The organism is Soonwooa sp. T0.1_25 (genome assembly GCF_057652215.1).
In genome coordinates, this window is the sequence record NZ_JBYFBZ010000003.1 from 145,123 (window position 1) to 170,416 (window position 25,294).

Sequence of the window (25,294 nt, forward strand, 5' to 3'; positions counted from 1 at the left end):
GTTTTCCCTTATTTATTCAATATCTTTGGCTTCATAATAAGTTAACTATGAAGAAAAGATTAATGTTGACGTTGGTCTTAGCGACTTCGACTTTTTGGGCGCAAATGCCAGAAGCGAAGCTAGACGAACTCATCAAAAATACCATCAAAACTTTTGACGTACCAGGGATGTCAGTTGGTATTGTTAAAGATGGTCAAATGGTTTATTCTAAAGGATTCGGTGTTCGATCATTGAAGAATAATCTTCCTATGGACAGCAAAACTTTGGTGGGAATTGCTTCCAATTCTAAAGGTTTTACAGCGACGGCTTTGGCGATGTTGGTGGATGACGGTAAGTTAAATTGGGATGATAAAGTTTCAAAATTTATCCCAGAATTCCAAATGTACGATCCTTATGTTTCTAAAGAAGTGACGGTTCGTGATTTGATTACGCATCGCGCTGGACTTGGTCTAGGACAAGGCGATTTGATGTTTTTCCCAGAAGGCGGAACGCAAACAATCAAAGATATTGTACACAATGTTCGTTATCTCAAGCCTGACCATTCGTTCCGTACAAAGTTGGAATACAACAACATTATGTTTATTGTCGCAGGTGAAGTTATTACGAGAATTAGTGGATTGTCGTGGGCTGATTTTATCGAGCAAAGAATCCTAAAACCTGTTGGTATGACGGCAAGTTTTGGTTCTTATAACCGTGCTAAATCTTCATCAAATATTATCGATGCACATGCACCAGTTGACGGAAAAGCGATTGCTGTTCCTCATGATTGGAATGAAACAGCGAACGCAGCAGGCGGAATTATGAGTAATGTTGAAGACATGACGACTTGGGCAACTTTCTTAATGAATAATTTCGTTAATAAAGAAGGTAAGCGTTTGGTTTCTGAAAAGAATGCGCACGAGCTTTGGTCGTTACAAATTTCAGATAAAGTGGCGCCAAAAAATCCTTATGATTCTCATTTTTACGGATATGGTTTAGGTTGGTTTTTGACCGATATTAAAGGGAAATTACAAGTTCAGCACAGTGGTGGATTAATAGGAACGGTAACTTTGTTTACAATGATTCCTGAATTAAAATTGGGGATTGTAGCTTTAACAAATCAACAATCTGGTGCGGCTTTCACAACAGTGACTAACGCAATTAAAGACAGTTATTTGGGCATCGAAGATCGCAATTGGTTAAAAACTTATTCGGAAAGAATGACGAAAAACGAAGAGCGTTTTAACAAACAAAAGAAAGATGTCTATGATCAAATTAAAACTGCTGAAAAAACATTTAGTCTAAAGGCTGAACAATTTGTCGGAACTTATAATGATGCTTGGTTTGGTGATGTCGAAATTAAACAAGAAGGCAAAAAGTATAGATTGTATTGTAAAACTTCACCAAGACTGAAAGGTGATCTTTTACCTTATAACAACAATACTTTTGTTGTTAAATGGGACGACAGAAGTTATGATGCAGACGCATTTTTTGTTGTTGATTTTGATGAAAATGCGAAAGCAAAATCTGCAACTATGAAGTCTATTTCTGATGTTACGGATTTCAGTTTTGACTTTGGAGATTTGGATTTGAAAAAAGTGAAATAAGAATCTTAATTAAAAATAAAATGGTAGTCTATAAAGGCTACCATTTTTTTCTTCTGAAATAAATAAAGGTCACAATGACGATAAGCGCCATAAAACTTAGAGTTCCGTAGTAGCCATACGGATATTTTAGTTCGGGCATGTTGTCGAAATTCATACCGTAAACTCCCGCAATAAAGGTTAGCGGTAAAAAATAAACCGAAAACATCGCTAAAAGCTTCATGACTTGATTGGCCTTTTGGTCGGATAAAGCCAGAAACATCGATATTAAGTTGGTTGTTTGCGCATTAAGATGATCAAAATCTGCGATAACATCTTTTTGCTTGTCGATTAAGTCCATAACTTCAACATCTTCCAACTTTAAAGTATGGAATTTATTTATCCAATCCGACGAGATATTTAGGATTCTGGTGTTAAGTCCAGATTTTCGTTTCAGTTTATAAAGGCGTCTTATTTGGTTGGTTTGGTTGGTATTTTTTAAGAAAATTTCGTTCTCCATATTGTCGAGAACTTCCATGAGATGCTGGCTTTCATCGTCATAAGTTTTCATAACTTGTAAAGCAAGTTTCAAAGCAAGTTGATCTGAAGTTATTTTTTCTTTCAAATTTGGGTGCTTTTCAAATTCTTCGTTCACCTCGCGGATGCTTTTACTCTTCATCCGATGGATCGTAATGATAAGCTTCGGAAGCACAAAAAGGCTCAACTTGGTACTAACATCACTTATAGAGTTAAGTGTTTGGCGCTCCAGATCGGTGTTTTCACGCATCAGAAAGAATTTGACCCCGTCCACTTCCTCATATTTTGGTAAGTGGTTGGGATCGATGGTATCTTCCAAAAGCAGGTTGTTAATATGATAACGATTATGGAGAAAAGCTAGGTCATCTTCGCTCGCCATTTCGACGTCCAACCATTCGCAGTGCTCGTTTTTTAATATGCTTTCAATTGCCATAGCGCAAAGCTAAATATTTTTTGGAATTATTTGTATTTTATGCTAAAAATAAGGTTTTCTAATAGTTTAATGAAAGCTTTAATCACTTTTGTTTTTAATATTAAATTAATTTAAAAACTTTTTATTAATTAATGTTTTCGAAATTCTATTATAATATCTTAAATAAAGTTTTATGTAATGAATAAAATATTATTTTTGCAAAGCGATTTACAAATTTAGAAAATGTATAAAAGTAAAATTACAGGTGTAGGACATTACGTCCCTGAAAATATAGTGACAAATGATGATTTGTCAAAATTGATGAATACCAATGACGAATGGATAACCGAAAGAACAGGTATTAAAGAAAGACGTCATCGTAAAGATAGAAATGACAGCGAAGAGACAAGTGCTTTCTTAGGTTTTAAAGCTTCCGAAATGGCGCTTAAAAATGCAAATCTTACGGGTAAAGATATCGATTATATTGTTTTTGCAACTTTGTCTCCAGATTATTTCTTCTCTGGTAACGGTGTTTTGCTACAAGAGATGCTTGGTTGCGATACGATTGGTGCGCTAGATGTTAGAAACCAATGTTCTGGATTTGTATATGCTATGAGCATTGCGAATGCGCTGATTGTTTCAGGGACTTACAAAAATATTTTGGTTGTCGGTGCAGAGATTCATTCTTTTGGATTGGACTTTAGCGACAGAGGTCGCGGTGTTTCAGTTATTTTCGGAGACGGTGCTGGTGCGGTAGTTCTGTCAGCGACAGAAGATAAAAATATACAAGGTATTTTATCTGTAAATATGCATTCTGAAGGTAAATATGCGGAAGAGCTTGCAGTTAAATTCCCTGGATCAAAATTTGGTTGGGCAGATCGTCTGTTAACAGAACCAGAAGCGATAACGCCAGAAGATATTTATCCTGTTATGAATGGTAATTTCGTGTTCAAACATGCGGTGACGCGTTTTCCAGAAAGTATTATGGAAGCGTTGACTAAAGCTGGTAAAACGATCGAAGATCTTGATCTTTTAATCCCACATCAAGCGAATATTCGTATTGCACAATATGTTCAACAATTGTTGCATTTGCCGGATGAGAAAGTGTTTATCAATATTCAAAAATACGGTAATACAACGGCAGCTTCCATCCCAATTGCGTTGAGTGAGGCGATCCAAGAAGGTCGTATGAAGCGTGGCGATTTGGTATGTATGTCAGCTTTCGGAAGCGGATTTACATGGGGAAGTGTCCTTTTCGAATACTAAAATTTTAAAAATATCAATAAAAAAGCGTCTTTTCGGGCGCTTTTTTTGTTTTTTTAAATCGTTGACAATCTTTTGTTTAAAGCTTTATTTGCAATGCAAAGTTATTTTGGCATAGATTTTTCAAGTCTGTTTCTCGTAAAACGAAAAAAATTGAATTATGAAATCTTTAAAACAAGCAATTTTAGCAATAGGTGTATTAGCAGGAGGTATGACATTCGCACAAAATTCAGATATGAATAACATGCTTAAAGTCGGTGTTAACGGTGGTATTTCTACTGGAGGTAACACATCCGCTAATGTAGGATTAGATGTTTCTTATCAAAATTTAGTAACGCCAGGGTTTGGTTTGGGTATTGCGACAGGATATAACCACTTCTTTGGAAAGTCTGCGACTATTAACAATGTTAAAGTTGATAATAATGACTTCGGGGTAGTTCCTGTAGCAGCATTATTTAGAATTTATCCTCAGCAATATGGATTTTATCTAGGTGCTGACTTAGGTTACGGTTTTATTGTTGGCGATGATAATGTTACTGATAATGCGGCGTACAACGCAAAAAGACCTGATGGTGGATTTTATTTAAAACCAGAAATCGGTTACCATAATAAAGATTGGAACTTCTTTGCACATTATACAAAAGTATTTACGGGTGATAAAGGACAAGTTGCTGACCAAAAATTTAATGCCGGTTCAGTAGGTGTTGGTGTATCATACAATATTCCGTTAGGGAAATAATCAATCTATTATAATCTTACTAAGCCTGTCTTCGGATGGGCTTTTTGTTGTAATCATGTTTTCTTATCATAAATCAATTTTTATTCTGAATGGTTATGGCTAAGTTTGCACTATAAAATTATAAATAATTAAAAAAATGAAAAAATTAGCTTTAGTTGCTTTAATGATTGGAGGTTTAGCATTTGGACAAACTAAAAAAGTAGTAGCATCTGATGTACATTGGTGGGGTTACAAAATCGCAAAATCTCAAGCATCATCTCATGATGGGACGGTTAATGTGAAATCAGGTAACATCGTTGTTAAAGATAATAAAGTTGTTGGTGGTACTTTCGTATTAGACATGACAACAATTAGCGCGACAGATGTTAAAGATCCAGAAACAAAAGCTAAGTTGGATGGGCATCTTAAAAATGGTGACTTCTTCGAGGTAGAAAAATTCCCAACAGCTGAATTTACAATTACTGCAGTTAAACCGAATTCTGGTAAACTTTGGAATTCTACAATTACTGGTAATTTAACTGTAAAAGGAAAAACTAACGCCATCAGCTTCCCAGCAAAAGTTGGTGTTAGCAAAGGTGTAGCATCTATCGTTACAGATAAATTTAGCTTTGATCGTCAAAAATTTGATGTAGCTTACAAATCATCTATGGCTGACGTTTTGGTTAAAGATGATATCGATATGAAAGTTAAAGTAACTGCAAAATAATTTGCTAAAATTTTAAGAATATTTAAAAAAGAACAGCTTGTCTGTTCTTTTTTTGTTTCCTACTTTTGATAGTAGTTTTGATTATGAAGTTATATGTTGTGAGTGGCCTTGGTGCTGATTTTACCGTTTTAGAAAAATTGACTTTTGACCACGATATCGAAGTCGAATTTCTAGATTGGTTAATTCCCGAAAATCAAGAAGAGTTTTCGCATTATGTAAAAAGAATGGCGGACAGAATCGAAGATGCAGAAGATTTTTATCTTTTAGGATATTCCTTTGGAGGCATTATGGTACAAGAAATTCATCGTCTTAAACCTGCCAAAAAAGTTGTAATTCTTGGAAGTATTCGCAGCGATGAAGAAAAGTCGCCACTTATAAAATTAGGAGGTTTTACTAAAATCCCAAGATTGGTGCCCGAACGTTTTTTTAATGAAAACTCGGCGGTGGTGTATTCTTTTTTAAGAAAGTTATTCGATCCCAAAAATCCTCATATTAATAACTATTTCCGAGTGCGTCATCCTTATTATCTCAAGTGGTCAATCGAGAAAATTTCGGAGTGGAAATTCCAAAAAATGCCCAATATTATCCAAGTGATGGCAGATAAAGATATTGTTTTTCCGATAAAAAATTCGAAACCCGATTTCGTTATTAAAAATGCAACCCATTTATTCCCAGCGACAAAACCAAAAGAAGTGTCAGCAATTTTGTTAGAAGTCTTCAAATCTTAACAAATTTTGAATATTGACTTTTTAATTTGTAAATTGATAGTATCTTTAGAGCCCTAATTTTATTGAATGGAATCGATCAGTGTTTTTGAAATTATAAAAGTTGGAATTGGCCCGTCAAGCTCGCATACAATGGGACCTTGGAACGCGGCAGAAATGTTTTTGAACCTTATTAAAAAAGACAGAAAACTTTCTGATGTTAAAGAAGTTTTTGTAGAATTCTTTGGTTCGCTTGCAAAAACGGGAATTGGCCACGGAACAGACATTGCTGGGATGTTGGGACTTTCTGGTGAAGATTTTAAAACCATCGATACAACAAAAATTGATGAAAAAATTGCACATATTAAGGAAACGCAAATTCTTAATCTTGGTGGCGAACATCCATTAACCTTTATCTACGGTCATCATTTAATTTTAAATAAAGAAAAAACGCTTGACTTTCATCCAAACGGAATGATTTTCAAAGTGGTTTTCAACGATGGTGAAGAGCTAAGTCAAGATTATTATTCGCTTGGTGGCGGTTTTGTTGGGACTAAAGAAGACAACACTTACAGCGAAATGTGTGTTCGTACGTTGTATCCTTGCCATCACGGAAGCGACATTATTAAATATATTGAGCAACTAAATTTAACACGAGTTTCTGATTTAATTTATCTAAATGAAGAATCTTGGAGAACTCGTGAAGAGACCAACCAACAAGCTTTAGAAATTTGGAAGAATATTAAAGAATGCGTCTACAAAGGCGTTAACAAAAAAGGAATTCTTCCAGGTGGACTTAATGTAACACGTCGCGCTTCCGAAATGAATGAAAAACTTCTCGGTTCCAAAATTTATAAAAATATGGATCAATGGTTCCAAATGGTTTGCGAGGAGGAAAAAACTTTCAATTCTATTACCAAATGGATCAGTTGTTTTGCGTTAGCTGTTAATGAAGAAAATGCTGCTTTTGGAAGAATTATCACGGCTCCTACTAATGGCGCAAGTGGCGTTATTCCTGCGGTTTTAATGTATGCACAGACTTTTACGGAATTTAATAAAGAAGAAGATATTATCAGATTTATTTTAACGGCGGGCGAAATCGGAACTTTATTTAAAAAGAATGCAACCATTTCTGCTGCCATGGGCGGTTGTCAGGCAGAAGTTGGCGTTTCGTCAGCGATGGCTGCAGCTGCATTAACCGAGATTTCTGGAGGAACGCCTGGGCAAGTTTTGATGGCTGCAGAAATTGCTATGGAGCATCATCTTGGTTTGACTTGTGATCCGATTGGCGGTCTCGTGCAGATTCCTTGTATTGAACGTAATTCGATGGGCGCGATTAAAGCTATTACGGCTTCCAATTTAGCATTAGAAGGTGATCCGAGTAAAGCTCGTGTTTCTCTTGATAACGTTATCAAATCGATGTGGGAAACGGCTTTGGACATGAATTCTAAATACAAAGAAACGTCTGAAGGCGGTTTGGCTGTCGCAGTTAACGTTGCAGAATGTTAAAATAAAAAATATAGAAGCCGCAAATTTGATTTTTTAAGTATTAATTTAATATTTATAAAATCGAATTTGCGGTTTTTTTTTATTTATCCAAAATTCCTCGTATTCTATTTGCGTTAATGATAAGTTCTTCTAAAAAGTCGAAGTTCTCTTTTTCTAAAGCTGATTTGAATTTTTTCAATTGAGAAATATGCTCATTTAAAACATCTAAAACATTTTCTTTGTTTTGTTTAAAAATGGGAACCCACATTTCTGGATGCGATTTTGCAAGACGAACCGTGCTCGAAAATCCAGAACTCGCCAACTGGAAAATTGTGTCTTCCTCCCGTTCTTTTTCCAAAACGGTATTTGCTAAAGCATAAGACGTAATATGTGAAATATGCGAAATGTAAGCGGTGTGGACATCATGTTTATCAGCATCCATGTAAAGGATGTTCATTTCTAAATTTTCGTAAACTTGCTTCACTAATTCCACTGCGAAATCGTAAGAATCTTCGTGATTACAAATAACAGCGGCGCGATTGCTAAAAGCTTCGGAAGTTGCTGCCTTTGGACCGCTGTTTTCGGTTCCCCACATGGGATGACTTGCCACAAAGTTTTTACGATTCGGATGTTGTTCGACGATGTTGATTATTTCTTGTTTCGTAGATCCAACGTCCATCACGACGGTTTTATCCGAAATCCTATCCAAAACTTCTGGCAGAACAACTTTTGTCGCTTCAACAGGTAAAGCAATGATTATTAAATCCGAATCCTGAACAAGATTTTCAAAAGTCGTGATTTCATCAATGATTTTCAGGTCTTTTGCTGTTAAGAGATGGGCTTCACTTATATCAAAAGCTAAAACTTTATCAACGAAATTTTTATTTTTTAATTTTAAAGCCATCGATCCGCCGATAAGTCCGACACCAATAAGTCCTATTGTCATAATTTTAATTTTAAAAACAAAAAACCCCGTCCTAGGACGAGGTTATTATATTGCATACGAGATCTCCATCCTAGTCTAGGTTGTTAATTCGTAATAATATGTTGCTTGGTTTAACATTGTTGCAAAGCTATGAAAAGACTTTCAAATTTTAGTTTAATTTTTTAAAAGTTTTTATCACTACAGAATCTTTTGTCTTTTCGTAAGTCAATTCGTATTTCGGATTCTTTTCGGGCGATGTCATATAATATTCTGGGAAAGGTTGCTTTTGCGCTTGGCTTTTGTCAAAGTCAATGGCTCCTTTTGCGATAATGGAATCTTTCAGATATTTTGCATCGATATTTTGCGAAGCAAGTTGAGCTTTCAAAGCAATTGGTATAGACACTTCTTTGGTCATACTTTCTCCAATAACCCTGTCGTTTGGGAAGTAAGAGCAACTCGCACCTTTTTTATTTAAAATGAAAAAGACAATAATAAGTCCTGGAAGAAATCCAATAAGATAGAATTTAAGTTTTTTGAGCATTATTTAATTTTAGAAAATCAACAAGTTAATGTCGTGATATGGTAAATCGAATTTTTTACAAATCACCAACTTTGTGTGGCGACCTTTGTACATGTAAAGGCTTTGTTTAACCTCTTTTTTGCTAAGCAGCATATTCTCGTAACCGCCATCTTCGTCGTAGCCAAGGATGTAACTTAAGAAGAAATTACTAATCGCTTTAGTTGTACTTCTTGGCATTCTCGCTGTTAAATTCGGAAGTCCGCAATGTACAACGTCATGTTTTATAATGAAAGGCTTTTCAAGGCTTGTCAATTCAGAAGTTTCGATGGCTTTTCCGTTGTCAACTGTAATATCGATGATAACGCTACCTTTTTTCATTTTCAAAACCATATCTTCTGTCACAACTGGTGGAAGGTTAAGTCTTGGTAACGCGCCAATTACAACATCAGCACGACGTACAGCTTTTGTTAATTCGCGAGGATCAATAATAGAAGTCGGTACACGATGATCAACAATAGAATGCAAACGTCTAAGTTTAGATAAAGAATTATCAAACACGCGAACATTAGCGCCTAATCCGATTGCAGCTTTAGTCGCAAATTCGCCAACGATACCAGCGCCGATAACCACAACTTCGGTTGGACGAACGCCTGTGATACCACCTAACATCAAACCGCTAGACAATGCCAAAAGTTCTGATGCGTATAAAATAGAAACGCTTCCTGCAATCTCACCAATAAGTCTAACAAGCGATAGTTGGTCATATTCATCAGTGATAAATTCGAAAGCGATGGCATTTATTTTTTTCTCAGATAATTTTACAAAATACTCTTTGTCTCGAAGATTGAGCTGCAACGCCGAAATGAGATAAGTATGTGGTTTTAGATAATCAATTTCCTCGTTAATAGGAGGGTTTATTTTAAGAATAATATCTTGTACAAAAGCCTCTTGCGGATTATCAACGATGAGGGCACCAGCTTCTGCATACTGCAAATCTGTGTAATGCGCACCTTCGCCAGCACCTTTTTCGATGACAACTTTGTGTCCCGCTTGCACAAGAACTTGTACCGCATCAGGGATTAAACATAATCTCTTTTCGGAAAGGCTAATTTCTTTTGGGATGCCAATGCTATGCATTTTTCCTTTGCGTACAACCTCAAGCTTTTCCTCTTTTGGGATAAGTTCTTCCTCTTTAAAGGGCGTAAATATGGTAGAAGTGTGACTCATGCAGTCTGCAGTTTTTATTAGATTAAAGATACAAATATAATCAACTTGCTTATTATATCATTAATTGAAATTAATAATCCTTTCTTCGCCTGTGTTGGTAATTTGCATTTCGTGGAATTCTTCGGGTAGAAGCTCGCTTTCATAGATTTCTGGCCACTCGATAATGCAGAGATAAGCATTGTCAAGATATTCTTCGATGCCAAAATCATAAGCTTCTTCAATATTTTTTAAACGATAAAGATCAAAATGAAATATTTTTCCTTTCGGAGTATTGTATTCGTTTACAATAGAGTAGGTAGGCGAACTTACTTCGTCTTCACTTCCCAATGCGGAAACCAATTGTTGCGAAAAAGTTGTCTTACCAGCACCCAAATTTCCCTTTAATAAAAGGATTGGTCTGTCCAACTGAGATTTTACATAGTCAACAACTTCTTGCCATTCTTCGATGCTTCGAATCTTGAATTCCATCTTTTAAAAATTTTGGTAAAATTACGGATTTTGAAGTTGATTTTATTTAAACAAAAAGTTTCCGATATTTTTTATTTTTTAAATCCTAAACCAATCACTAAATTTACATCGTGATTACTAAAGAAACTATAGATAAAATTTTCTCTGCAGCCCGCATTGAAGAAATCATCGGCGAATATGTACAACTAAAGCGCGCTGGCTCTAACCTAAAAGGTCTGAGTCCCTTTGTGGATGAGAAGTCACCAAGTTTTATTGTATCACCAAGTAAGCAGATTTTTAAAGATTTTTCTTCCGGAAAAGGTGGTGGTGTCATCACTTTTCTCAAAGAATTAGAAGGCTTTTCTTATCCCGAAGCTTTACGACATCTGGCAAAGAAATATGGTATTCCTGTGGAGGAAGATATTGTCGAAATGTCGCCGGAGCAAAAGCAACAACGTGACCAAAAGGATTTAATTTATAAAATACATGAGGTTGCTAATGACTTTTTTATCGAGCAACTTTGGGACGCAGAAGAAGGTCAACAGATTGGACTTTCGTACTTTAGAGAGCGAGAGCTTCGTCAAGATATCATTAAAAAATTTCAGCTTGGTTATTCGCCCGAGAAGAAAGATGCCTTTACAGAATATGCTTTAGCAAAAGGCTATGACAAAGACATTCTCGAAAAGTCTGGACTTTCCGTTTTCCCTGAAAATGCACCAAAAGGTGTTGACCGTTTTCGTGAGCGTGTGATGTTTCCGATACATAGTTTTTCGGGACGTGTTCTAGGTTTTGGCGGACGGATTCTTAATAATACCATCAAAACGGCGAAGTATCTCAACTCTCCAGAAACCGAAATTTATCATAAATCCAATGTTCTTTACGGACTTTTCCAATCCAAGCAAGCGATTTCTAAACAGAATCTTTGTCTTTTGGTGGAAGGTTATATGGATGTTATTGCGCTTCATCAAGCCGGGATTGAGCATGTTGTCGCAAGTAGTGGAACGGCGTTAACAGTCGAGCAAATTAAGTTGATTAAACGTCTTACAGAGAATGTGACGATTTTGTTTGACGGTGATGCAGCTGGGATTAAAGCGAGTTTCCGAAGTATTGATATGTTGCTGTCAGAAGGGATGAATATTCGCGTTCTGTTATTTCCTGATGGTGATGATCCAGACAGTTTTTCGAGAAAGCATCCACAAGATTATGTCGAAGATTTTATTCAGAAACATGCGCAGGATTTTATCGATTTTAAAGCAGAAATTCTTTTTCAAAATACCGATAACGACCCAATTAGAAAAGCAGAAGCAATTCGTGAGATTGTAAAGTCTGTTGCTTTTGTGACCAATGGTCTTAAACAAGAGATTTACCTTAAAGAAGTTGCCAATAAGTTTAAACTTAGTGAGCAGAATTTGTTTAATGAGTTACAACTCCAAAAAGATTACAAAAATAAAGAGCATCGTCCTCGACCTCAAATTGCGCAACCTGAACAAAAGTTAGAAATTGTCCCTAATATTGATAGTAAAATCAGTCCGCTTTTTGTTTTGGAAGAAAAGCTGATTGAGCTGATGATGAAGTTTGGGGATGTTGTTATCGAGCGAAAAGATGCGGAAGGTGAAACTTACAAAATATCGGTTATTGAAGAGATTATTCAACATTTAGAAGAAGATGATTGTCAGTTGCAAACCGAAATCAACCAAAAAATTGTTGACGAAATAAAAGCTGGACTTCAAGAAGATGAGCTGCGATCGAGTTCATTTTTCTTTAAATTAATGGACGAAGACATTTCTGGGAAAATGGCAGATAGCCTGATTAATCCTTACGAAACCAGCAATTGGGCGAAGTTTAATATTTATTTTAGTAGTGAAGAAGAAGTTGTTCCCAAAATGGTCAGTGACACCATTTTGCGTTACAAACGAGAATACGTCATGAAGATTATTGGGGATCTTAAAAAAGCTTTAGAAACTGAAGAAGAAAAAGAAGAAATTTATTTTAAAATCGTTAAACTTTCTCAACTTCGTAACCACTTAGACGCCATGTTGTATAGGATTTTGTGACAGAATGGCGTACTTTAGCAAAGGAACAGAAATTGCAAATACAAACTCGAAAAAAATACCAATTTATATGGACTTAAAAAAAGAATTTAGAGATTACGCGGTGAAGCATCAAGGTATCAATGGCCTTGCAACCGACCAATATATGGGAATGTTCAATCCAACTAATTTGACGCCGTACATTATGGAAGAGCGTCGTATGAATGTTGCACAGATGGACGTTTTCTCAAGATTAATGATGGACAGGATCATCTTTTTAGGAACAGGGATTGACGACCAAGTTGCGAATATCGTGACGGCTCAGTTGTTATTCTTAGAAAGTTCTGATCCATCGAAGGATATTCAGATTTATATCAACTCGCCAGGCGGTAGTGTTTATGCAGGTTTAGGTATCTACGACACAATGCAGATTATCAAGCCAGATGTTGCAACCATCTGTACAGGTATCGCCGCATCAATGGGCGCTGTGTTGTTAGTAGCAGGCGAAAAAGGAAAACGTTCGGCGCTTAAGCATTCTCGTGTGATGATCCATCAACCGAGTGGCGGTGCACAAGGTGTCGCTTCGGATATGGAAATCAACCTTAGAGAAATGTTGAAGTTGAAGAAAGAACTTTACGATATTATTTCTCAACATTCTGGACAAACTTACGATTGGGTAGAAAAAGCCTCTGACAGAGACTATTGGATGACCTCCGAAGAAGCTAAAGGCTATGGGATGGTCGATGAGGTGTTGCAAAGAAAAATTGAAAAATAAAATAAAAAAAACTCGGTGTGAACTGAGTTTTTTTATTTTTTAACATTTAATTCATCTTGTTTGTTGAATTAATTTATATCTTTAGTCTAGAAATAATGGAAATGATACGTTTGGCAAGACATATTTTCGATATTACTAAACTTAATTTGATACATTTTGAGATGGCTGGGTAGCCGTCTCTTTTTTTTATAGGTACTAACTAAAACAAAATGAGATGTCTTTCTATTGAAGTGGTTTCTAAAGAATCACTTCTTTTTTTTATTCAACTCTTTACTAATGCCAAGTCCGAATAAAGCGTAATCATATACCGCTGGATCTTTAGAATTAAGTTGTCTCAAAACCAAGTCCAATTCTTCCAAAGTTTTCCAATCGTTTTGTTTTCGTGTAACAATATTGAGTTTTCTAGAAATGTTAGCCGTGTGCACATCCAACGGAATCGAAAGATAAGCTTGGTCAATATTCTTCCAAATTCCAAAATCGACACCGCGATTATCTTCGCGTACCATCCAACGCAAAAACATCATAATCCTTTTAGATGCCGAGTTTTTGTAAGGCGAACTAATATGTTTGTGAGCACGATGTTCTTCTTTTATAAATTCGTTTCTAAAACGTTCGATGCTGTGATAAAAGTTGGTTTCATTATTTTTTAAAAGAAATAAATCTTCCAGACTTTCGTGTTCTCGATAAATTCTTTGGAACTGTTTCAGAAAATATTTAAAATCTTCCATATGAAAAGTACGATGCGCCGCTTTGTCTGGAAACTTTTCTAAATCCGAATTTATAAAATTTAAAACAAAATCATAAGGCGAGTTTCCCATAAGTTCCATCATCAAATCTGCATTTTTGATAATCGCCTTTCTATTTCCCCAAGCGATACTAGCTGACAGAAAACCTGCAATTTCTATGTCTTGCTTATTATCAAAACGATGCGGAATTTGGATTGGATCGTTTTCAATAAATGATGTATTATTATAAAAGTCAGCTTTTTCGTTAAGAAGATCAATAATGTCTTGTTGAAGCATTTTTTATTTTTATTAAATTTTTTGTCAGCGGCTGTAATATGAAATGTTGCTTTTATTAAGGCTTTCAGAGATTGAAACTCTGAAAGCCTTATTAGAAAATTTGTGTTTAAAAATTCAATTTCTGACGGTGCAAAATTACAATATTGAAAATTAAATTTTAACTTTGTAGAAAGTGAAAAGTAAAAATGGAAAGTAAAAAAGAATTTTTTTTAGAATGCTACAAATTGGGCATTATCAAATTCGGAAGATTTACATTGAAAAGTGGCATCGAAAGTCCTTTTTATGTTGACTTACGTCCTTTGGCATCAGAACCAAAAATCTTAAAAAATCTTGCCAACTATCTTTTGGATATGTTGCCTTTGGATAATTTTGATGTGATTTGCGGTGTGCCTTACGCAGCGCTTCCGATGGCAACAGCGATGTCTTTGGAAAGTTACATTCCGTTGATTATTAAAAGAAAAGAAGCTAAAACTTATGGTACAAAAAAACTTCTTGAAGGTATTTATAAAAAAGGCGACAATTGTCTTTTGGTGGAAGATGTGATTACATCAGGAAAATCGCTTGTCGAAACTATAGAAGAAGTTGAAAATGAAGGTTTAAAAGTTGCCGATATTGTTGTTGTTTTGGATAGAGAACAAGGCGGAAAAGAAAAATTAGAAGCCAAAGGTTACAAAGTTCATACGCTGTTTACGATTTCGGAAGTTGTGAAAATTTTGAAAGAAGTTGAACATCTTACTGACGAAGAAGTTGCTAGAATAAATGATTTCTTAAACGGAAACCAAGTTCAGTTTCAAGAAAAAAAGAAAATTTCTTACGAAAATAAATTAGAAAAAGTAGAGCATCCGATGGCGAAGCGCCTTTTGGAAATCGCTATTGCAAAAAATTCTAACCTTATCGCTTCAGCTGATGTTTTGTCAACTAAAGAGCTTTTAGACTTTGCTGATATGGTAGGTCCACACATTGTTGCGCTTAAAACGCATATCGATATTTTGACAGATTTTGATGCAGATTCTACGGTTTTACCATTAAAAGATTTAGCGCAAAAACATAATTTCTTAATTATGGAAGATCGCAAATTTGCTGATATTGGTAACACGCAAGAATTGCAATTTTCATACGGAATGTACAAGATTTCTAACTGGGCAGACCTTGTTACGGCGCAAGTAATTGGTGGAAGTGCAAGTCTAGATGGTTTCCTTAATGTTGGTGTTGTAGCGATTTTGGGGATGTCTTCTAAAGGTACTTTGACCGACGCGCATTATCGTGAAGAAGCAATGAAAATTATCGAAAACCAATCTAACGTTATGGCTTGTGTTGCGCAAAACGAAATTCCAGATAATTTGATTTTGATGACGCCAGGCGTTAATCTTTCGGATTCCGGAGATAGCAAAGGTCAACAATATAACACACCAGAAAAAGTGATTAATATTTACCATACGGATTTTATCATCGTTGGTCGCGGAATTTATAAAGCCGAAAATCCTGAACAGGAAGCCGTTAAATACAAAATGGCAGGTTGGGAAGCTTACAAAAACGCTTTGTAAAATTATCTTTTTTAAAATACAGAAACAGTTATCGAAATTTTCGGTAACTTTTTTTTTTGTTTTAATGTTAAATTTTAAAATGTAATTCCTTTTTCTAGAATTAATGCAGACTTGATAACGAATTTCGAAAGTTTTTTTGCTAAATTTGAGTATTGCAAATATTTGATGAATAAATTATTTTTTGGTAGCTTGTTTTTGATGCAGGGGATTTGGTGTTATGGTCAGCAAGATAGCATTCGGATTTCTGCAAAATTGTCTGCTGATGTGCAAAACTTGATTGTTGAGCAGCAGATTGTATATCATAATCCGCATGAGGTTTCGATTGATAAAATCAAACTTCTTAATTGGGTTGCAGCTTATCAAAATCGAAATACGCCACTTCTTAAACGCAAACTTAAAGATCGAAAAAAGGATTTATATTTTGCAAAACCTACAGAACTTGGCGCACTCAACAATCTTCATGTTGAATTTGATGGAAAAACAAAAGACATTGAGAAACTTCAAGAAGAATTTTTGTATTTAGATTTAGACCAAAAACTAGAACCTCAATCTTCAAAAACCATCAAATTACGTTACGAAGTCAAACTTCCAAATGCAAAATTTACGGGTTATGGTATTGATAAAACGGACCTTAATCTCAAATATTTTTTCATAGTTCCCGATAGTTTTGAAAATCGAGATCAATATCCAAAACATTTTCTAGACACCGAACAAAACTTAAATAGCGCTTCATATTGGGATGTTAATTTTGATGTTCACGAGGCTTTTAAAGTTGAATCGAATCTTCATCATACTGGGATCTTAAAAACCGAATTTGCTGGTGTTTCTGTCAATGATCCAGAGTTTTATATTTCATTAGATAATATTAATAAAATCTCTGTCAATGTTGATGAACAAAAGATTGATGTTGTTTTTGGTTATCCAATTACACAAGACGATCGAGCAAGTCTAGAGTTTTATTTGCCGCTTCATCTTAAGTTTTTAAAAAAGCGTTTTGGTCACCTTCCTGACAAAATATTTATTAGTGAAAAATTCCGTTCCGCGGAGAAGTTTGTGGGAATTGATGATATCAAGTTTTGGAAATTTCATTACAAATTGTTTGCAGATCCAGAGAAAATAGATTTAAATTATTTTGGGATTGTGTCCAAGCAAATCATTAATAATCTTTTTGTTAACGAAAAAAATGTAGATCATTGGTTAAAAAATGGATTACAAACTTATTGTGAATTTCAATATTTAAAAGAGTTTTATCCAGAGCATAAACTTTTGGGCGACCTTCCTAATCAAGCAAAAATACTTGGGATGAAACCTTTGAAGATTTTCCATGCGTCGGATCTTAAGCTGACAGAACGTTATCCATTGGCTTATCAATATATTTTGACACAAAATCTGGATCAAAAAATCGGCGAAAATTATGAAGATCTAAGTAAGTTTAATGCTTTTGCAATCAGCCATTTTGAAACAGGAATTCTGTTTTATTTTGTTGCTGATCAAATGGGTTTTGCGAAATTTAATTCATTTTTAAATTCGTATTTCTCAGATCATTTTCAGAAACCAGTTGTTGCAAGTGATTTTTTGTCAAAATTAGAGTGGGAAAGTGGCGGAAATTCTCGTTTTTTATCATCTTTAATTGAAGAAAAAAATCGTGTCAATTTTAATCTTAAAAAATTTGTACGAAAAGATGAGGCTTTCGACGTTAAAATAAATAAACTCGGAAAGTATAACCTACCATTTAAACTACAAGCTGAAACCGAATCTGGACAAAAAGAAACGCAATGGCAGTACGCAGATTCTGAATCTAAAACATATCAAATAAAAGCCAACGATGCCGAAAAGATTATTGTGAATGACGATTTTTCTTTTCCCGAAACCAATTTCAGAGACAATTATCTTTATACCAAAGGTTTTTTTTCTAATATGAAAAGGCTTAAATTAAAACTGATAAAAGATATTCCAAATCCTGAATTTAATGAGCTTTACATTTCGCCACGACTAAGTTTTAATGCTTATGATAAAGTGATGTTAGGTTTTAATCTTGTTAATAAAGGCGTTTTTGATCAAAAGTTTGTCTACTCTGTTTCGCCGTATTACAGTACCGGGACTGGACAATTGACTGGTAAAGCTGGCGTTTCTTACAACATTATGCCAGCGGACAGCTTTTTTAGAAGTTGGCAAATTGGTGGTTCGGCGTCGTATTTCCATTACGATTATGATTTGGCATATCAGACTTACAGCTTTTTTACTAATTTTTCATTTAATAAAAATCCTAGAAGTGCGATTGGAAGAAATCTGTATTTCAGTTATGGCCATTTTCAAAAAGATTTGGACGCGAAACGTATTTTAGCAAAAGAATACGGAAAATATAACTTGTGGAATGTCGGTTACTCGTATAGCGATAATGCTTTAATCCACGAAAAATACATCAATGCAGGTTTCCAATGGATGGAAGATTTTCAGAAATTATCGACTGAAGCTTTTTACCGTTGGGAATATATGAAGGATCGAAAAATAAGTTTTAGATTTTTTGGAGGCGTTTTCATCAATAACAATACGCAAAATAGTACGTTCGATTACGGGATTTCTAAAGTGTCAAACTATGCTTTTTCTTACGGTTTGTTAGGACAAAGTGCTACAACGGGAATTTTGTCTCAACAATATATTTTGGCGGAAGGCGGTTTCAAATCTGATTTTAAAACCAAAGCTAACCAATGGATTACAAGTGTTAATGTCGATTCTCACATTTGGAAGATGTTTAACTTGTATGCAGATTTTGGACTTTATAAAAGCAAAGGACAAGGGGCAGACTTTATTTGGGATTCTGGGGTTAAACTAAAAATTATTCCAGACTTTTTGGAGGTTTATTTCCCTGTTCAGTCTTCTCTTGGTTTCGAACCTGCGATGAAGGATTATGGCTACAGAATTCGATACACGCTTATCCTTAATCTTGGCTCGCTGTTGAGTAATCTTCGTAGAGGGGTTTATTAAGATATTTAAAAAAAAAAAAGACCGCTCCTAAGAACGGTCTTCATTATTTATTGAAATTTAATTCAATTATTTTTTGATAACTTTTTGAGAAACCGCTTGACCGTTAACAGTCGCAGTTACAACGTAAGTACCTTTTGCTAAGTTAGAAACATCTAGTCTAGTGTTTTCTTTAACTTCAGCAGTTTTAACAACTTGACCAGCCATGTTGATTACAGATACGTTAGCAGCTTGACCGAAGATTAACTCGTTAGCAACGATTGTGTTCTTAACCAAGTTAACTTTAGAAGCGTTAACATTACCAACACTAAGATTCTTATCAGTTTTAATATCATCTACGAACAATGCATTAGTAGAATTTTTTTGAAGTTTGATAGAGAAACTTGGAGTCGATCCCCAGTTAACACCTGCAAGGTCTAATTTAATTGTAATCCAATCACTAGCATTGATGGTTCCTGTATAAGAATTAGAACCACTAGCAGTTAAAGTAATATCACCAGTTGTTCCTGCAGGGACATTAAAATACTTACTACCTGCATTAGTACCATCACCAGCGTTGAAAGAAATACCACCAGAAACACCTTTCATTTTCAATGTAATAAAGTTAGCTCCCGCAACATTCATGTTTTTGTTAGCAGTCATTACATAGATGTTTTGTGTTGTCGAGTTGTCGATGATTTTTAAAGCACCTGATCCACCGATACCACCATTTACACTTTGCTCGCCTGATTTAAGAGTAAAACCTAAGCTTGATTCGAAAGCTGTCCAGTCATTAAAGTCAGAACCATCAAATAAATTACTTTGAGCACTAGCAAACATTGCCGCTGAAACGCCTAAAATTGTAAAGATTTTTTTCATAATATAAAAAATTTAAGTTTTGTTAAAAATTGGACTGCTAATTTACAAATTATTTGAATTTAAAAACAAATGAATTAAAATTTAACAATTTTTTAATGTTGAAATTTAAATTCTCATTATAACATTAGTCTTATATTCAATCAAAATATCATCGCAGCAGAAATAGTTAAGCAATTATTTCTGGTACAAAATTACGTCTTATTCCTTTTGTAAAAACATGATTCATATTATGTTTCTATTAATAAAAAAAGCCTCCCAAAATAGGAGGCTAGCTTGTTTTTCGGCGTGAAAAACTATTTTTTGATGATCTTTTGTGATACCGCTTTACCGTTAACTATTGCAGTTACTACATAAGTTCCTTTAGCTAAGTTAGAAACATCTAGTCTAGCATTTTCTTTAACCTCAGCAGTTTTAACTACTTGACCAGCCATGTTGATTACCGATACTTTAGCATCTTGACCGAAGATGATTTCGTTAGCAACAACTGTGTTTTTAACTAAGTTAACTTTAGCTGCATTTGTACCTACAACAGCTTGCGTAGGGACAGTTACTCTAATGTCATCGATGAAGAATCTAGATTTAGAAGCTACTTCTCCTTCGAATTTAATTTTTACATCTCCGCTTGCATCAGTAATATTTACAGTATAAGTATCGAAAGCACCTTTTTGTAAAGTAACTGTCGCTAAATCTAGTGTAGCACCTGTAGCAGAAATCTTTAGTGTTGTTTTTTCGCCATTACCATCCCAAGCACCAGCACGGAAGGTTAATGTAGCCACACCTGTTGCGTTAATAGATGGCGTCGTTATTTCTCCTAATTTGCTACCAGTACCAAGTTTTACAGAAGTATCACCTTTGTAAGCATTAGCAAGTGTCCATGTACCCCCTGTTGTGTAAGTAGCCAATGCTACAGAAGCTGCACCACCAGACCAACCGCCAGAGTTACCACCAGTTCCGTCAACATCATCAAAAGTTGCTTCGAAAACTGTTTGTTGTGCATTAACACTCGTCGCGATTGCCGCAACTGCTAATAAAGAATAAAGTTTTTTCATAAAAAAAAATATTTAAGTTTAAGTTTATCTTGTGCAAAGTTAAAGTTATGTTCCCCAATCTTAAAGTTTTAAAGGTTAATAAATGGTTAAGGATTTATATAAACTCGTTTTTTTAAGAAAGGGTTACAAATATAAACTTTTAAATTGATTATAAAATTTTTGCTCAAAATTCTCGTTAATCACTTGTAAATCTTTTATTCATCTGTATTATTCGTAGATTTACGGCTGGAAAAATTTTGAAATTGTATCGACAGATTTTTACTATTTTGTTGTGTTGCCTAGCTTGTGGACTTTTACAAGCTCAAATTTTTTCATGGAAAAATCCCAATCTCCCTAAGGACTCTATCAAAAAAGACAGCTTAATTTCAGCTAAACTTAACAAAGACTTCTTTGTTAAAGATACTTTAGATTTTATTATAAAATCGCCGCAACTTGTTTATGATGAAGAAGTTTTAGTAAAAAATACAAAATCTCGTATTCTCGGTGACCTTAATACAAAAGGTTCCATTGTAAGAGGGATAACATTTGGCAACAACCAAGGCTCTTCGGTACAAAGCTCAATGGACATGCAAATCTCGGGGAAATTAAGCGATGATGTTTCGGTATTAGCCTCCATTTCGGATCACAACTTACCAATACAGGCGGATGGTTATACGCAGACTTTACAAGAGTTTGATAAGATTTATGTTCAATTAAATATTAAAAAACACAGCATTATCCGAGCGGGCCATCTCGATCTAGATGACAACCGAACATTTTTTGGACGATACCAACGTCGCAGTATGGGCTTGCAATTAAAAACCAATTGGGAGTATAATGGCAACAAAACTTTTCTAGATATTTCGGGAGGTATTGCGAGAAGTGAGTTCAACAGAATGCGCTTTCAAGGCATCGAAGGCAACCAAGGTCCTTATCGACTTTTAGGAAAAAACGGCGAACAATTTATCACTATTATTTCGGGCTCGGAGCAAGTATACATCGATGGTGTGTTGATGAAGCGTGGCGAAAACCTCGATTATATCATTAATTATAATACGGGCGAAATCACATTTACGAGTTTTAGACCAATTTATAAACAGAATTTCATTACCATAACTTATAATTATACGAATCGAAATTACACCCGATTTTTGGTAACAGGAAATCTCCAACATCAGCGCGAACGTCTCAAAGTTGGGCTTTCGTGGTTTATGGAAAATGATAATAAAAATGCTCCTTTATCTCTTAATCTAAGTGATGAGGACAAGCAATATCTGATCAATGCAGGTAACAACGGCGATATGATGTATGCGCCTTCTGGTGTTAAAACCGAATACGACGTTAACAAAATTCTCTACAAAAAAATCTTTGACGGTTCGGCTTATCATTACGAATTCTCAACCAACAAAGATGATGAATTGTATCAAGTAAGCTTTACGTTTTTTGGAGTTGCAAAAGGCGATTACAGAATACAGCAAACCACTAATAATGGTCGCGTTTTCGAATTTGTAGGACAAGGTTTGGGCGATTATCAAGCGGTTCGACGATTGCCAGCTCCTGAGAAGACGCAAGTCTTTTCAACCAATGCAGAATATGCTTTAGAAAATGGTGTAATTGGCGTTGATGCCTCGATTAGCAATAACGATCTTAACCTTTTTTCATCAAAAGATAATAATGAAAATATTGGTTACGCCGCTCGAATTTATGCTCATAAAAGTTTTACTAAAAACAATTGGAAAGGCACGCCGATGTTTGAATATCAACACATCCAAAAGAATTTTAAAGTCTTAGACCGAATTAACAATGTTGATTTTTGGCGAGATTTTAATTTAACGGAAGAATTTAGTCACATTACTCAAAACAGATTTGTATTTGGTTTTGACAACCTTTGGAATAATGCTACATTTTTAAATTATAAATTCAATTATCTTGACGAAAAAGCAACGTACAAAGGCATTAAAAACGATTTAGGTTTCGGATGGAAAAACGATAAATGGATAACCCAAGCCAGCGCTTCTTATTTGGATACCAAATCCACTTTGGTTAACTCGCAGTTTATTCGAGCCAATGCTTCTGCCGAATTACTAGGTACACAAGGAAGTTGGTCTGTTGGTGGCGCGATGGAGCATAACCTTAAAAAGTATAACGACACGCAACTTTACGATGTCACGAGTTTTAGCTGGAAAGAAATTTTCTTACAAAAGAAAATCGCAGATAGCACACGTACAAAATTTTTGATGAAATTCTATCTTCGAGATAACGACTCTATTCGAGATAATCGTTTACAAAAGATGAACAACATTCTCGGGATAATGGCGGAAAGTCAAATCATTAAAACCGAAAAAACTCAGTTGTCTGCTTTGCTGCATTATCGCAAGTTTTTCTATAAAGATCAAACTTTAACGAATGATCAAAACCAAGATTTCGTGGTTGGTAACTTGATGTACAACCAACAACTTTTCCGAAACGGTATGCGTTTGCAAGCTTTTTATGAATTAGGAAATGGCCAAGAAGCGCAACGAGAGTTTCAATATATTAAAGTGACCGATGGGCAAGGCGTTTACAAATGGACGGATTATAATGGCGATGGTATTCAGCAGTTGGACGAGTTCGAAGTTGCAGAATATATGGATCAGGCGCAATACATTCGCGTCTACACCAACACTGTGAAGTATTTGGCATCCAACAAAAACAAATTGCAATTGGCTTTGTTTGTAAATCCAGCAGTTATTTTTAGTTCCGAAAATGCTTTCCTAAAAAGATGGAATTTCAATGTATCATTATTATCGCAAAACGCTTTTATGAAAGGCGATCGCGTTGTTGTTCTTAATCCTTTTGCTAAAGAAAATGATCAAATTATGAAAACCCAGAACATCTTGTTTTCGGCTTTGTTTAATTCTACAGACAAATCTAAATGGAATGCAAATTATCGCTTCACGGCAAACGACAATTTACTCAACGCTAATTACAGTGTAGAAGGACGTTCCCAAGATTCGCACTTCTTTAATTTGGGATATTGGTTTAACAAAAATTTCCGCACCGATTGGGAAAACCAACTTCAGAATGTCACCAATCATTCGCAGATGTTTAGCACCCGCAATTATCTTCTTCAAAACTGGGAAACCAAGCCCAAAGCCACTTATCGTTTAACAGAAAGTCTTCAAGCTGAACTTTTCGGTGCGCTTCGTCAAAAGAAAAGAACCGACGGCGACGAAAAACTAAAAGCTTACGAATTGTCAGGAACTTTGCAATGGGACCACAAGAAAACCTCTGTCAGAGCCAATTTCTCATTTATCAAGAACGATTTTACAGGTAACAGTTTCAGCATTGTTGGCAACCAAATGTTGGAAGGTCTCAAAGCTGGCAAAAACCAAGTCTGGAGCGTCTATTGGCAACAAAGCCTCAACTCGTTTTTACAACTTAACATCAACTACGAAGGTCGTAACTCTGGCGAACGTACGATCCACACGGGCAGTATGCAGATTCGTGCGAGCTTTTAGTTTTTTTATTTGGGCGGCATTTCGGGCTATTCAGGGGTTTCGTCCTCAGAAGCCCAAACCTTTTTCCAAACTATTCTTCGGACCGCTTCTTTCAGTCGCGCCCTTACTATCCCGGCCGCAGATTCGGATACCAATTTTATATTTTCGAAAGATTAGGGAAATTTTAGTTTTTTAATTTTAAAAATGATATTCATAAAAAACGGACTCGCATTTGTTTCGGAATAGAAAAGCTAATTCTTATCTCATATCAATTGGGATATAGAATGATAATCTTAATATTGTAAAAAATAAAACGATATGGATGTTAATGTAACTGCAACAATAGGAACCGAACTTTATTTAACCAAAGTCACAACAGGAAATCATGAGTTTATCGTGGATGAACCAATTGATAAAGGTGGAAAAGATTTAGCTCCAAAACCAACAGAACTTCTTGCGGCATCTTTGGCAAGTTGTACAGCCATTACGCTGAAAATGTACGCTGAGAGAAAAACTTGGGATGTTGGCGAAATTTTTGTTGATGTGACTTTAGTTGATAGCGATGACAAAACGAAAACGACACTTAATAGAAATATTCGATTTTCGAAAACTGATATTCCGCAAGATCAAATGAGGCGTTTTCAGCATATTGCGAATGCTTGTCCAGTTCACAAGATTTTGGAAGGTTCAATTACAATAAATTCTGAATTCAAATAAAAAATATAAAAATGGAAATCAAACAACAAAACAACGAAAAAAATGGAATGTTCGAAGCTTTTATAGATGGAAGACATGCTGGCGAAATGACTTACACTTGGGCTGGAGAAGATAAATTTATCATCGATCATACTGATGTAGAAGAAGCTTACAACGGTCTAGGTGTCGGAATGAATCTTCTAAATGCAGTGGTAGATTTCGCTAGAAAAGAAAATAAAAAAGTGATTCCGCTTTGTCCTTTTGCAAGCGCAATGTTCAAAAAACATACAGAATTGCAAGACGTTTTAGCGTAAAAATAGGACTATTTATCAATAAAAAGGCTTTCAGAG

General features: G+C 35.2%; 21 protein-coding genes. 13 read left to right on the plus strand and 8 right to left on the minus strand.

What is annotated here, in order from left to right; genetic code table 11:
- Positions 1-47: 47 nt before the first annotated feature.
- Complete coding sequence (locus tag AC23MB_RS05855; protein ID WP_374329451.1) at positions 48-1,586, plus strand: serine hydrolase; 1,539 nt, start codon at positions 48-50, stop codon at positions 1,584-1,586.
- A gap of 37 nt (positions 1,587-1,623) precedes the next feature.
- Here the strand turns inward: AC23MB_RS05855 and AC23MB_RS05860 are convergent, their stop codons facing one another.
- Positions 1,624-2,532, minus strand: coding sequence for a magnesium transporter CorA family protein (locus AC23MB_RS05860; protein WP_312323812.1), 909 nt, complete (start codon positions 2,530-2,532; stop codon positions 1,624-1,626).
- A 222-nt stretch (positions 2,533-2,754) separates the two neighbouring features.
- On the opposite strand from AC23MB_RS05860, the gene AC23MB_RS05865 reads away from it, so the two are divergent.
- The 5 genes from AC23MB_RS05865 (at position 2,755) to AC23MB_RS05885 (ending at position 7,432) form a co-directional block, all read left to right on the plus strand.
- The gene (locus tag AC23MB_RS05865; RefSeq protein ID WP_487786746.1) at positions 2,755-3,777 is read left to right on the plus strand and encodes a 3-oxoacyl-ACP synthase III family protein; all 1,023 of its coding nucleotides are present in this window, start codon (positions 2,755-2,757) and stop codon (positions 3,775-3,777) included.
- Between the two features lie 157 nt (positions 3,778-3,934).
- A complete protein-coding gene (locus tag AC23MB_RS05870) occupies positions 3,935-4,513 on the plus strand; it encodes a hypothetical protein (RefSeq protein WP_312323811.1) in 579 nt (192 codons plus the stop codon).
- A gap of 136 nt (positions 4,514-4,649) precedes the next feature.
- Positions 4,650-5,219 carry a YceI family protein gene (locus AC23MB_RS05875; RefSeq protein ID WP_374329453.1) on the plus strand — a complete coding sequence of 190 codons (570 nt, stop codon included), beginning with the start codon at positions 4,650-4,652 and terminating at the stop codon, positions 5,217-5,219.
- Positions 5,220-5,302: 83 nt separating this feature from the next.
- Positions 5,303-5,947, plus strand: a complete 645-nt coding sequence (locus tag AC23MB_RS05880) for an alpha/beta hydrolase (protein ID WP_312324758.1) — start codon at positions 5,303-5,305, stop codon at positions 5,945-5,947.
- Positions 5,948-6,013: 66 nt separating this feature from the next.
- A complete protein-coding gene (locus AC23MB_RS05885; RefSeq protein WP_313028579.1) occupies positions 6,014-7,432 on the plus strand; it encodes an L-serine ammonia-lyase in 1,419 nt (472 codons plus the stop codon).
- 79 nt (positions 7,433-7,511) lie between these two features.
- On the opposite strand, the gene AC23MB_RS05890 is transcribed toward AC23MB_RS05885, so the two are convergent.
- From AC23MB_RS05890 to tsaE, 4 genes are all read right to left on the minus strand, one after another.
- A complete protein-coding gene (locus AC23MB_RS05890) occupies positions 7,512-8,360 on the minus strand; it encodes a prephenate dehydrogenase (protein WP_487786834.1) in 849 nt (282 codons plus the stop codon).
- Positions 8,361-8,505: 145 nt separating this feature from the next.
- Positions 8,506-8,877, minus strand: coding sequence for a hypothetical protein (locus AC23MB_RS05895; protein WP_487786747.1), 372 nt, complete (start codon positions 8,875-8,877; stop codon positions 8,506-8,508).
- A gap of 9 nt (positions 8,878-8,886) precedes the next feature.
- Entirely contained in the window at positions 8,887-10,083 is a 1,197-nt protein-coding gene (locus tag AC23MB_RS05900; protein ID WP_487786748.1) for an alanine dehydrogenase, read from the minus strand.
- A gap of 60 nt (positions 10,084-10,143) precedes the next feature.
- Positions 10,144-10,551, minus strand: a complete 408-nt coding sequence (gene tsaE / locus AC23MB_RS05905; RefSeq protein ID WP_409506892.1) for a tRNA (adenosine(37)-N6)-threonylcarbamoyltransferase complex ATPase subunit type 1 TsaE — start codon at positions 10,549-10,551, stop codon at positions 10,144-10,146.
- A gap of 110 nt (positions 10,552-10,661) precedes the next feature.
- Here tsaE and dnaG point away from each other — a divergent pair, with 110 nt between their 5' ends.
- Positions 10,662-12,584 carry a DNA primase gene (dnaG, locus tag AC23MB_RS05910; protein WP_487786749.1) on the plus strand — a complete coding sequence of 641 codons (1,923 nt, stop codon included), beginning with the start codon at positions 10,662-10,664 and terminating at the stop codon, positions 12,582-12,584.
- A 67-nt stretch (positions 12,585-12,651) separates the two neighbouring features.
- Positions 12,652-13,335, plus strand: coding sequence for an ATP-dependent Clp endopeptidase proteolytic subunit ClpP (clpP, locus tag AC23MB_RS05915; protein ID WP_313216248.1), 684 nt, complete (start codon positions 12,652-12,654; stop codon positions 13,333-13,335).
- Between the two features lie 245 nt (positions 13,336-13,580).
- Here the strand turns inward: clpP and AC23MB_RS05920 are convergent, their stop codons facing one another.
- On the minus strand, positions 13,581-14,357 hold the full coding sequence (locus AC23MB_RS05920) for a TIGR02757 family protein (protein WP_487786750.1): 777 nt from the start codon (positions 14,355-14,357) through the stop codon (positions 13,581-13,583).
- Positions 14,358-14,542: 185 nt separating this feature from the next.
- Between AC23MB_RS05920 and pyrF the strand changes: the two genes are divergently transcribed.
- Together pyrF and AC23MB_RS05930 are read left to right on the plus strand one after the other, a co-directional pair.
- Positions 14,543-15,901 (plus strand): orotidine-5'-phosphate decarboxylase, encoded by a 1,359-nt coding sequence (gene pyrF / locus AC23MB_RS05925; protein WP_487786751.1) that lies wholly within the window; start codon positions 14,543-14,545, stop codon positions 15,899-15,901.
- A gap of 165 nt (positions 15,902-16,066) precedes the next feature.
- Positions 16,067-18,886, plus strand: a complete 2,820-nt coding sequence (locus AC23MB_RS05930; RefSeq protein ID WP_487786752.1) for an aminopeptidase — start codon at positions 16,067-16,069, stop codon at positions 18,884-18,886.
- Positions 18,887-18,952: 66 nt separating this feature from the next.
- Here the strand turns inward: AC23MB_RS05930 and AC23MB_RS05935 are convergent, their stop codons facing one another.
- Together AC23MB_RS05935 and AC23MB_RS05940 are read right to left on the minus strand one after the other, a co-directional pair.
- On the minus strand, positions 18,953-19,741 hold the full coding sequence (locus AC23MB_RS05935) for a T9SS type A sorting domain-containing protein (protein ID WP_487786753.1): 789 nt from the start codon (positions 19,739-19,741) through the stop codon (positions 18,953-18,955).
- Positions 19,742-20,034: 293 nt separating this feature from the next.
- Positions 20,035-20,790: a T9SS-dependent surface endonuclease, AS87_RS02955 family gene (locus AC23MB_RS05940; protein ID WP_431411984.1), complete on the minus strand. Its 756-nt coding sequence runs from the start codon at positions 20,788-20,790 to the stop codon at positions 20,035-20,037.
- 242 nt (positions 20,791-21,032) lie between these two features.
- Here AC23MB_RS05940 and AC23MB_RS05945 point away from each other — a divergent pair, with 242 nt between their 5' ends.
- The 3 genes from AC23MB_RS05945 (at position 21,033) to AC23MB_RS05955 (ending at position 25,258) form a co-directional block, all read left to right on the plus strand.
- The gene (locus AC23MB_RS05945; RefSeq protein ID WP_487786754.1) at positions 21,033-24,269 is read left to right on the plus strand and encodes a hypothetical protein; all 3,237 of its coding nucleotides are present in this window, start codon (positions 21,033-21,035) and stop codon (positions 24,267-24,269) included.
- Between the two features lie 297 nt (positions 24,270-24,566).
- A complete protein-coding gene (locus AC23MB_RS05950; protein WP_374329522.1) occupies positions 24,567-24,965 on the plus strand; it encodes an OsmC family protein in 399 nt (132 codons plus the stop codon).
- 11 nt (positions 24,966-24,976) lie between these two features.
- Positions 24,977-25,258, plus strand: a complete 282-nt coding sequence (locus tag AC23MB_RS05955; RefSeq protein ID WP_374329521.1) for a GNAT family N-acetyltransferase — start codon at positions 24,977-24,979, stop codon at positions 25,256-25,258.
- The last annotated feature ends 36 nt before the right edge of the window (positions 25,259-25,294 follow it).